Here is an 11,640-nt window from a genome sequence, read left to right as displayed (position 1 = left end):
CCCGCCGCCCCCCCCCCCCCCGCCCCCGCCCCGGGGGGGGGGGGGGGGGGGGCCCCCCCCCCCCCCCCCCCCCCCCCCCCCCCCACCCCAAAGCGAAAAGCGAGCCCCTAAACGGTGTCGAACTCGGACTCGAGTTCCTCGATCTCGTCCTTCCCCATGTCGACCAGTGCGAAGTCGGCGGCGGGCTGCCGCGCCGCGGGCACCTCGTCCGGCTCCTCCCCCAGCTCGACGAACGACGCGAGCCCCGCCGGGGTCCGGTACTCGAACACCTCCCGCGCGCCGAAGGTCATGCCCTCGCGCCGGGCCCGTGCCGCCAGCTGCATCGAGACGATCGAATCGCCGCCCAGCTCGAAGAAGCTGTCGTCCGCGCCGACCCGTGCCAAGCCGAGCATCTCGGCGAAGAGCTCGCACAGCAGCCGTTCGATCTCCGTCACCGGTTCCCGGCCGGCGACGTGCCCGCTGAAATCGGGCTCCGGCAACGCCTTCCGGTCGACCTTCCCGTTCGCGTTCACCGGCAGCGCGGCCAGCGCCATCACCACCGACGGCACCATGTACTCCGGCAGCAGCCCGGCGATCCGCTCACGCAGCCGCACCGGATCCACCCCGGCACCGGACACGACGTAGCCGATCAGCCGTCCGTCGCTGACCGCCACCACCGCCTGGTCGACGCCCGGCTGGTCCGCCAGCACCGCCTCGACCTCGCCCGGTTCCACGCGATAGCCGCGGATCTTGACCTGCGTGTCCGCCCGCCCGGCGAAGACCAGCTCGCCTTCGTCGTTCCAGTAAGCCAGATCCCCGGTGCGATACATGCGCTCACCGGCCGCGAAGGGATCGGCGACGAACCGTTCGGCCGTCAACGCGGTCCGGCCGAGGTAGCCGTGCGCCACCCCGGCTCCCGCGATGTACAGGTCGCCCGCGACGCCCGGCGGCAGCGGCCGCAGGAAGACGTCCAACACGTACAGCCGCCGCCCCGGATGCGGTTTGCCGATCGGCAGCGTCGAACCGAGCTCGTCGCCGGGCCGGATCACCTTCCACGACGCGCAGAACGTCGTTTCCGTCGGACCGTAGGTGTGCAGCACCCGCAGATCCGGGCACGCCTGCCGCACCCGCTCCACGGCGCCGAGCGGCACCACGTCCCCGCCGGTCTGGAAGTAGCGCAGACCCGCGAAGCAGTCCGGTTTCTCCTGCACCAGGGCGCGGAACTGCCCGGCGGTGAAGTTCACCGACGTGAGGCCCGCCGCCGCGTGCGCGGCGAGGGTGTCCGCGTCGATCACGCCCGGCCCGGCGAGGATCACCCGCGCCCCGGCCACGAGCGGCACCAAGACCTCGTACAGCGCCGGGTCGAACGTGTGCGGCGCGTGCATCAGCACCGCGTCACCGGGGTGCAGATCCCACACCTTGTAGCCCAGCAACGCCGCGACGCCGCCGTGCGAGACGGCCACGCCCTTCGGCGTCCCGGTCGACCCGGATGTGTACATCACGTACGCCAGGTCGTTCGCTCCGACAGGCACCAGCGAAGCGTCATCGGGAACCGGATCGTCCACGTGGATCCGCTGATACCCAGGCGGCGTCGCGGTCCCGGATCGGCACACCACCGCGGCCGCCGAGGAATCCTCCAGCATGAACGCGACCCGGTCGGCCGGATAGTCCGGATCGATCGGCACATAGACCGCTCCGGCCTTCCACACCGCGAGCCAGGCCGCCAGCAGCTCCGCCGACCGTTCGACCACGACACCGACACAGTCGCCTCGACGCACACCACGGGCCGTCAGGACCGAAGCGAGCTTGCCGGACCACTCGTCGAGTTCCGTGAACGAATACTCCCGGTCCGCGGCCACGATCGCCGTCGCGTGCGGGGTCCGGTCCACCTGACGGCCGAACATCTCCACCGCCGACGCCGCGTCCACGATGTCGTCGGTTTCGTTCCAGCGCTCGACCACCAGCGCACGCCCGGCGTCGTCGAGCACGTCCAGCCTGCCGACCGGCGTCCCCGGCTCCGCGATGATCCGCTCCAGCAGCAGGGTGAGCCCGTCCAGCGCCGCCTTGGCGACGGAGGCTTCGACGACGTCGGCGTGGTACTGCAGTTCGATTTCGAGGCTTTCGCCCGGCATGACGCCCAGCGTGATCGCGTACGGCGTCGCCTGGTTGAAGTCCCGCAAGGTCAGGCTGAGCTCGGAGGACGAGCCGGTCGACGGGTCGGCGTAGTTCTCGAACACGACGATCGTGTCGAAACCCGCCTCGCCCAGCTTTTGGATCTCCGGGAGGCCGAGATGGTGGTGCGCCATCATCTCCGACTGCCGCCCCTGCAACTCCGTCAGCATGCGCAAGACCGGCTGGGAGGCGTCCAACCGCACCCGCACCGGCACGGTGTTGATGAACAGCCCCACGGTCTGCTCCGCGCCGGGCAATTCGGCGGGCCGCCCGGAGACCACCGCGCCGAACACCACGTCCTGGCGGCGGGAAAGCCTCGCCAGCACCAGCGACCACGCGCCCTGCACGAGCGTGTTGAACGTCAGCCCGTTGCCGCGGGCGAACTCGGCCAGTGCGGTGGTGAACTCCGGCGAGTGGCGGACCACCTCGCTCGCGGGCAGCCCGGGTGCCCTCCCGGGATTATCGGGGAGCCCGAGCGCCGAGCCGTCGGCACCGTCCAGCTCCGCGCGCCACGCCGCCTTGGCGGCCTCCTTGTCCTGCTTTCCCAGCCAGGCCAAGTAGTTCCCGTAGGAACCAGGGGCCCGCGCGACGCCACCCGTCGCGTAGATCTCCAGGAGATCCGCCTCGATGAGCGCCCGCGACCAGCCGTCGATGAGCAGGTGATGGCTCGTGGTCACCAGGCAGTGTTTGTCCGGCCCGAGCCGGATCAGCATCAGCCGCAGCAACGGCGGCCTCGTGAGGTCGAACCGCGTGGAGCGTTCCTTCTCCGCGATCACGCTCGCTTCGGCCAGCGCGTCCTCTTCGGACAGGTCGGACAGATCGCGTTCGGCCCACGGGAGTTTGACGTCCCGGGGGATGAGCTGGATCGTCTCGCCGTTCTTCCTCCGCTGGAAGCTCGCGCGGAGCGCGGCATGTCTGCCGAGGACGAGCTCCCAAGACCTCCGGAACCGTTCCGTGTCCAGGGGTCCGTCGATGATCTGCGATTGCTGGATGAGATGGATGTCGGGCGCCTCGTCGTCCAAGGAGGCGTGATAGAGCATGCCCGCCTGCATCGGGGAAAGCGGCCAGACCTCGGCCAGTGCCGATCCAGTGGTTGTCGTCGAAGTGTTCACGATGCCCGGCCTTCGCTGAGTTCCGCTGCCAATGCTTCGAAGCTCTCGATCTCGTCCTGGTCCAATTCGAGGAGACCGAAATCGGATGCGGTGTGCCCGCCCGCGGCGGGGTCTTCCGCTTGGGAGGCCAGCCCGGACAACACGGCCAGCAATTCCTGGACGAGTCGCTCGATCCCGGCCTCGTCGAACTCGCCGTCCGACCATTCGAGCATGAGGATCAGTTCCGGCCCGTCCGGAAGGTCCTGGACGATCGCGTTGACGTCCAGCCCGTGCGGCAGCCGCATGTCCGCGTCGATCGAGCCACCGATCTCGCCCGCCTGCCGCCACGCCCGCACGTCACCGCCGTCACCGGCGGCGAATCGCCCGAGGTAGTTGAACCCGATCCGCGCCGACGGCAGCGCCGCCAGCACCGGCTCGGTCTCGGCGTTGAGATGGCGTAACAAGCCGTACCCGAGCCCGTCGCCGGGCACCGCGCGCGACTGTTCCTTGACGACCTTGAGCAACGTCCCCGCCGCCGCGTCGCCGGCGAGCACGCCGTCCAGGTCGATCCCGGAGACGTCGAGGCGCACCGGATGCGTGCTGGTGAACCAGCCCACCGTTCTGGACAGATCCATTCCCTCGGCCGGATGACGACCATGGCCTTCGACGTCCACCAGAACCGAGTCCGACTCGCTCCACCGGGCCACCGCTCCCGCGAGCCCGGCCAGCAGGACTTCGTGCACTCCGCAGTGGAACACCACCGGTGCTCGCCCGACCAGCACCGACGTCTCCGCCGAAGGCACCACCCACGACCGCGAGCGCACCTCGCCCGCCGAAACCCGTTCCGGCCGGCCTTGCCCGAGAATCGCTTGCCACGCGGGCAATTCCGCGACCCGTTCGGCGGAGACCGCCCATTCCTCCAGCAGACCCGCCCACCGGCGGAACGACACCGCCACCGGCTCCAGTTCCGGTTTCCGGCCCGCGGCGACGGCCTCGCACGCCGCTTGCAGATCCGCGGCGAGGACCCGCCACGAAACCCCGTCGACCACGAGGTGGTGCGCCACCACGATGATCCGGCCCAGCCGGTCCGGTCCGGCGTCCAACCACACGATTTGGACGACCACGCCCGCGGCGGGATCCAGCCGTCCGACGGCCTCCCGGGCCGCGGCGGCCTCGTCCAGGGAGCCCTCGACCTTCACCCGCGTGAAGGTCCCCGCCGAGCCGCGTTCACCGACCACCAGCCGTCCGTCGACGATCCGTGCCCGCAGCATGTCGTGCGTGTCCAGCACGGCCGTCAGCCCCGCGGTCAGCGTCTCTTCCGTCAGGTTCGCGGGAGCGCCCAGGACGATCCACTGCGCGAAACCCGGCGCCGCGACGCCGTCGCCGAACAACCGCATCACCGGCGTCAACGCGACTTCACCGACACCATCGGCGGAGCCGGCCGATTCCCGCTGAGGAACCAGCGCCACCAGTTGCGCGAGCCGTTCGGGAGTCCGGTACTCGAACACCTGCTTCGGCGTCAGCGAGAGGCCGTCGCGACGCGCACGGGACGCGACCTGCATGGACGAGATCGAATCCCCGCCCAGCTCGAAGAAACTGTCCTCGACCCCGACCCGCGCGAGCCCGAGCACCTCGGCGAAGACCTCGCACAGGATCCGCTCGGCCTCGTTCGCCGGTTCGCGGCCGGCCGTCTTCGACGAGAAATCCGGCTCGGGCAAGGCTTTCCGGTCGATCTTCCCGTGCGGGGTCAGCGGCAGGACGTCCAGCGCCATCACCGCCGCGGGCACCATGTACGCCGGCATCCGCTCGGCGAGTTCGCTCCGCAGCGCGTCCGGATCGACGTCACCCGGCGACACGTAAGCCACCAGGCGTCCTTCGCGAACCGTCACCGTCGCTTGGGTGACCCGGGGATTGTTGGACAGCGCGAACTCGATCTCGCGCGGTTCGACCCGGAACCCGCGGATCTTCACCTGATCGTCGGCCCGGCCGGCCGACACCAGCTCGCCCTCGCCGGTCCAATAGGCCAGGTCGCCCGTGCGGTACATGCGCTCACCGGGGACGAACGGATCGGCGACGAACCGCTCGGACGTCAGCGCCGCGCGGCCCAGATATCCCCGCGCGACCCCGATTCCGGCCAGGTACAGCTCACCGACGACCCCCTTCGGCAACGGGCGCAGGAACGCGTCCAGCAGGTAGCCGCGGACTCCGGCGATCGGCCCGCCGAACGGGATGATCCCGCCGTGCGGCGCCAGCGGCATGCTCACCGTCGCGCAGATCGTGGTCTCGGTGGGCCCGTAGGCGTTGAGCATCCGGCGGTCGGCCGCGAGCCGGTCCACCAGCCCCGGCGGGCAGAGCTCGCCCGCCGCGGTCACCGTCTCGACCCCGGCCGGGAACACGTCGACGGTGGCCAGCACCGACGGCGGCGCCTTCACATGCGTGACGTCCCAGCGTTCCAGCGTGTCGCTCAGCGACGCTTGCGGCGGCAGATCCTCGTCCGGCGGCATCACCAGCGTCGCCCCCGAAAGCAACGCCATCATCACCTCGGACACGATGGTGTCGAAGCCGAGCGCCGCGAACTGCAGGACGCGGGACGACGGCGTCACGGCGAGCCGGTCGATATGCGCCATCGCCAGGTTGCCCAGGCCCGAGTAGGTGACGATGACGCCCTTCGGGGTCCCCGTCGATCCCGACGTGTAGATCACGTACGCCGCGTCGCGCATCCCGACCTTCGGCAGAACCGCGCTCGGGGCCGCCGTCAGGTCGAGCTCGTCGAGCACCACGATCCGGTCCGCGAACTCCTCCGGTACCGCGTCGCGGGTCTTTCCCTGACACACCACCAGCATCGGATCCGCGCTGCCGAAGATCAGCTTCACCCGCTCGGCCGGATACGCGGGGTCCACCGGGACGAAGACGCCGCCCGCCAGCGAAACCCCGAGCATCCCGATGAGCCACCAAGCGGACCGTCCGGCCACGAGCCCGACCCGGCGTTCGCGTTCGACACCGCCCGCCCGCAGGACTGCGGCGAACCTCGTCGCGCGGTCCCACAGTTCCGCGTAGGTCAGGTCGCCTTCGCCGTCCGTGACGGCCACCGCGTCCGGCCGCTCGGCCGCCATCCGCCCGATCAGCTCCGGCAGCGGCTCGCCGTCCAGCAACGCGGGTTCCCAGCGGGGCAACGGGATCTCGCCCATATCGGTCCGCCCGACGAGAGCGGACGGATCCTCGACGAGCGCACCGAGCGCACCGGCGAACCAGTCCAGCAGGGAATCGGCGACGGCCCGGTCGATCTGCCCGCGCCAGTAGGCGAGCTGGATCCGGAACTCGTCCCCCGGGATGACACCGACGGTCACCGGGTAGTGGGTCCCCTCGACTGTGCCCAGATACGAGAACTGGTCGGCGAAATCCCGCGGGTAGTTCTCGAACACCAGCAGCGTGTCGAACATCGCGCCGGGTCCGGCCGTCTTCTGGATCTCCGTCAGCCCCAGGTGCTGATGCGGCATCAGGGCGACCTGGCGGCGCTGCAGGCCGGTGAGCATGTCCGCCACGGACTGCTTGCCGTCGAGGGAGACCCGCACCGGGATCGTGTTCATCATGAGCCCCGGCATCGCTTCCACGCCGGGAAGTTCGGCGGGACGGCAGGCGACCGTGGTGCCGAACACCACGTCGGTCCGCCGCGCGAGCCGCGCCAGCACCAGCGCCCACGCGCCCTGTACCACCGTCGCCAGCGTGAGCCCGTGGTCACGGGCGAAGCCGGTGAGCCGCGTGCAGAGCTCCGGCGCGAGATGGGTGACGCGGTAGTCGTAGCCGGTCGCCGTGTCCGACTTGGCGACCAGCGCGGGCACGTCGATGTCGGACAGCTCCGCCTGCCAGGCCGTGCGCGCCGCTTCCTTGTCCTGCCTGTCCAACCACGCCAGGTAGTCGCGGTACGAAGCGGCCGTCCGGTCCGGGAAATCCCCGGAGGTATAGGCCGCCGACACCTCGTTGAGGATCACCGCCACCGACCAGCCGTCGGTCAGGATGTGGTGATTGACCACCAGCAGCCGATGCCGGTCCTCGGCGACCTTGATCAGGACGAGCCGGAACAGGGGCGCCTTGGCGAGATCGAACCGGTCCCGCTGCTCCGCCGCGGACAGCGCCTTGACGGCCTCCTCGACGTCCGCGCCGGACAGATCGACCTCGCGCCACGGCAGGTCGACGTGCCCGGCGACGGCCTGCACCGCCTTTCCCGAAGCGAGCCGGTGGAAGGTCAGCCGGAGTTCGGGGTGCCGGGCGAAGACCGCCTCCCACACCGAACGCAGCCTCGCCACGTCCAGCTCGCCGGTCAGCTCCACGATCCACTGGGTCTGGTAGATGTCGGGACCCTGGTCGTCGAGGGTCGTCTGGAAGAGCAAACCCGCCTGGAGCGGCGCCAATGGCCAGACCTCCACGGCATCCGGGACCGCGGCCGCGAGTTCCGCTTCGTCCTCCGCGGTCAGCTCGATCAGGGCGCCGGTGACCTGCTGATCGGCCTCCACGGCGCCCGCCACCGCGGCCAGCCGCGCGGGGGTCTGCTCCCCGAAGATCTGTGAAGGCGTCACCAGCAGGCCGGCCTTCGCCGCCCTGGCCGCCACGCGCACCGCGAGGATCGAATCCCCGCCCAGTGCGAAGAAGCCGTCGTCGACACCAGCCCGCTCGATGCCGAGCACTTCGGCGAAGAGTCCACAAAGGACACGCTCCGCCTCGGTGACGGGTTCGCGTCCCTCGGCCTTCGCCGTGAAGTCCGGGACGGGCAACGCCGCCCGGTCCACCTTCCCGTTGCCGGTGAGCGGCAACGCGGCCACCGTCATCACCACGGCCGGGACCAGGTGGTCCGGTAATACCGCGCCGAGCCGCTCGCGCACGAGAGCGGGATCGACGTCCGCCACCACGTAACCGATCAGCCGTCCGTCGATCGGCACCACGACGGCCTCGTGGACCTCCGGCTGGGCGGTCATCGCGGCTTCGACCTCGCCGGGTTCGACGCGGAACCCGCGGATCTTCACCTGGTCGTCGACGCGGCCCGCGAAGAGCAGCTCGCCGTCCGGTGTCCATTTCGCGAGGTCGCCGGTCCGGTACATCCTTTTGCCCGGCGCGAACGGATCCGCGACGAAGCGCTCGGCCGTCAATCCGAACCGGTCGAGGTAGCCGTCGGCCAGACCGGCGCCGGACAGGTACAGCTCGCCGGCCACGTCCGGCGCCACCGGCCGCAACGCGTCGTCCAGCACCCAGGCCCGGCGGCCGGAAAGGGGACGGCCGATCGGCAGGACCGACACCGGCTCGTCCTCCGGTTCGAGCACGTACCAGGTGGCGCACAGCGTCGTCTCGGTCGGCCCGTACAGATGCCGGATCCGCGCACCGGGCGCGGCCTGCCGGACGCGGTCCACCGCGTGCGCGGGCACCAGGTCCCCGCCGGTCAGGATCTCGCGCAGGCCCGCGAACGATTCCGGCGCTTCCTCCGCCACCGCGCGGAAACTGCCCGCGGTGAGATGCGCCCGCGTCACTCCGCCCGCGACCGCCTCCCGCAGCCGCCGGGCGTCCACCGGACCGGGCTCGGCGATCACGACCCTGGCGCCCGACACCAGCGGCACCCAGATCTCGCACAACGACGCGTCGAACGAATGCGGCGCGTGCATGAGGACCGCGTCGTCCGGTTCCATCGCCCAGCCGGGGTCCCCCACCAGTTCCGCGACGCTGGAGTGCGGGATCGCCACGCCCTTCGGCTTGCCCGTCGACCCGGACGTGTACATCACGTACGCCAGGTCTTCGGGGTTCGCCGTCACGGAAGCCCCGTCACCCGCGGCGTCCGTCACGAGCAACGACTCGATCCCGTCCGGGACCCGGTCCAGGGTCTCGGCGGAGCACAGCATCAGGGAGGCGCCCGAATCCTCGACCATGAACGCCACCCGCGGCGCGGGGTACGCGGCGTCCACCGGCACGTAGGCCGCGCCCGCCTTCCAGACGGCGAGCAGCGCCACCAGCAGATCTGCCGAACGATCCAACATCACCGCGACCCGTCCGCCGGCACCGACGCCGCGGGCGATCAGCCGCCCGGCCAGCCCGCCCGCGAGCTCGTCGAGCTCCCGATAGGTGAGGATCCGGTCCCCGTCGGCCACGGCCACCGCGTCCGGTGCCCGGCCCACCTGCCGGGCGAAGAGAGCCGGCACCGTCGACGCGGCCTGCGCTGCGGAACTCATCGTCATCCTCCGTAGACCACGGTGTCCAGCGGTTCGGGCTCTTCGTCGAACTCGTCTTCCTCGGGCTCCGGCTTGGCCGCGTTGTTCTCCGGCCTGGCGAACTGCGTGTGATAGAGCTCCGAGTACAACCCGCCGCGCGCCAGCAACTCGTCGTGCGTGCCGCGTTCACGGACCGTTCCGCCGTCGATCACGAGGATCTGATCGGCCTCGCGGATCGTGGACAACCGGTGCGCGATCACCAGCGACGTCCGGCTGCGCAGCGCGGTCTTGAGCGCCCGCTGGACGGCGGCCTCCGACTCGGAGTCCAGATGCGCGGTCGCCTCGTCGAGCACGACGACCGTGGGCGCCTTCAGCAGCAACCGGGCGATGGCCAGCCGCTGCTTCTCCCCACCGGACATGCGGTAACCGCGATCGCCCGTGACGGTGTCGAACCCGCGGGGCAGCGACTGGATCAGGTCCCAGATCTGCGCCCCCTTGCAGGCTTCGATCAGCTCGTCCTCGGTGGCGGTCGGGCGGGCGTAGAGCAGGTTCTCCCGGATCGTGTCGTGGAAGAGGTAGGCGTCCTGGCTGACCACCCCGACCGTCCCGCGGATCGACTCGAAGGTGAGATCACGCAGATCGTGGCCGTCGAAGCGGACCGCTCCCGAATTCGGGTCGTACAGCCGCGACACCAGGTGGGTGATGGTGCTCTTGCCCGCGCCGGACGGACCGACGAGCGCGGTGAGGGTTCCGGCGGGTGCCTCGAAACTGATGCCCCGCAGGACGTCCGCCGTGACGTCACCGTGTTCCCGTTTGGTCCGCAGATGCTCGAGCGACGCCAGCGAAACCTCGTCCGCCGTGGGATACCGGAACGCCACGTCGTCGAACTCGATGCCCGGCGCCACGTCCTTCTCGAGCTCTTTCGCGTCCGGGCGTTCCTGGATCAGCGGCTTCAGATCGAGCAGCTCGAAGATCCGGGAGAAGCTCACCACGACGGTCTGCGCGGTCTCCTGCATCCCCGACAGCTGCGTGATCGGCCCGAACAGGCGCCCCAGCAGGGTGGCGATGGCGATGAGCGTCCCGAGCTGGAACGCCCCGTCGATCACGAGCCCGCCGCCGACCCCGTAGACGACCGCCGTGGCGATCGAGGCCATCAGCGCCATCATGGCGAACGACATCCGGGCCCAGATGGAGATGCTCACGCCGATCCTGCGGATCTTCCCGGCGCGCGTGCGGTAGTCGGCCATCTCCTCGTCCGGGCGGCCGAAGAGCTTGGAGAGCATCGCGCCCTGGACGTTGAACCGCTCGTGGAGCAGGCCGCCGAGACCGGCGTTCGTCTCCATCAGGGTTCCGGTGCGCCGCTGGATGATCCGCCCCACCCAGATCCAGGGCACGACGAACAGCGGGACCAGCACCAGCGTGACGAGCGCGACCAGCCAGGACAGGTAGAACAGCTCGGCCAGCACCAGCAGGACCGTGACCACGCTGGTGGCCGCCATCAGCAGATGACCGAACGCCTGCTGAGCCATGATGAGCTCGGTGTGCAGCCTGCCGACCAGCACGCCGGTCTGCGTGCGGGTGAAGAACGCGATCGGCAGCCGCCGGACGTGGTCCAGTGCCTGCACCCGGAGGTCGTAGGTGACCCCCTCCCCGATCTTCGCGGAGACGTAGGCCGACATCAGCGACAACAGCGCGCCCGCCACGGCCAGGCCGGCGGTCAGGACCGCCATCAGGATCACGACACCGAAGTCGTTCTTGAGGATGCCGCCGTCGATGAGCTCCTTCATCAGCAACGGGGTCGCGATGACGACGAACGCCTCCATCGCGGCGATGAGGACGAAGAGCGCCACCTTGCCGACGTGGGGGCGGAAATACGCGAGGACTCTGCGCACCGTCCCCGGGCGGACCCGGTTCGACCAGGGATCGGGGTCGTCATCGCTCTTGGGCGACGCCCCGAAGCGCAACATTACTTCCATTTGGGCATCCCTCTCACGCACGAAGTCGGCGAACTCAATCGTGCTGAATCGTGTCGATGTCCACGAGTGGTCCACGGTCCGGAACGTCCAACCGTCCACAAGGGACTCGGTACAGGTGGTGGGGGGGGGGGGGGGGGGGGGGGGGGGGGGGCCGAGCCCCCCCCCCCCCCCCCCACCGCCCGACGGACACAAACAGAAGAAGGGCGCCGGCAAAAAAAAAATAGACAGGAACCG

General features: G+C 70.3%; 3 protein-coding genes. All 3 read right to left on the bottom strand.

Going from position 1 to position 11,640, the window contains the following annotated elements:
- Positions 1–107 precede the first annotated feature (107 nt).
- From ACIRGA_RS40250 to ACIRGA_RS40240, 3 genes are read right to left on the bottom strand one after another with little or no spacing between them, the layout of a single operon-like run.
- Positions 108–3,263: an amino acid adenylation domain-containing protein gene (locus tag ACIRGA_RS40250; RefSeq protein ID WP_400952601.1), complete on the bottom strand. Its 3,156-nt coding sequence runs from the start codon at positions 3,261–3,263 to the stop codon at positions 108–110.
- Positions 3,260–9,451: an amino acid adenylation domain-containing protein gene (locus tag ACIRGA_RS40245; RefSeq protein WP_400952598.1), complete on the bottom strand. Its 6,192-nt coding sequence runs from the start codon at positions 9,449–9,451 to the stop codon at positions 3,260–3,262. The genes ACIRGA_RS40250 and ACIRGA_RS40245 overlap by 4 nt, the downstream gene beginning before the upstream one ends.
- A 2-nt stretch (positions 9,452–9,453) precedes the next feature.
- Positions 9,454–11,406 (bottom strand): ABC transporter ATP-binding protein, encoded by a 1,953-nt coding sequence (locus ACIRGA_RS40240; RefSeq protein WP_400952595.1) that lies wholly within the window; start codon positions 11,404–11,406, stop codon positions 9,454–9,456.
- Positions 11,407–11,640: the final 234 nt, after the last annotated feature.

Source organism: Amycolatopsis sp. NPDC102389 (assembly GCF_044765885.1).
GTDB lineage: Bacteria > Actinomycetota > Actinomycetes > Mycobacteriales > Pseudonocardiaceae > Amycolatopsis.
The sequence above is the reverse complement of the archived record's forward strand: the minus strand, read 5'-3'. Positions and strand labels throughout refer to the sequence as shown.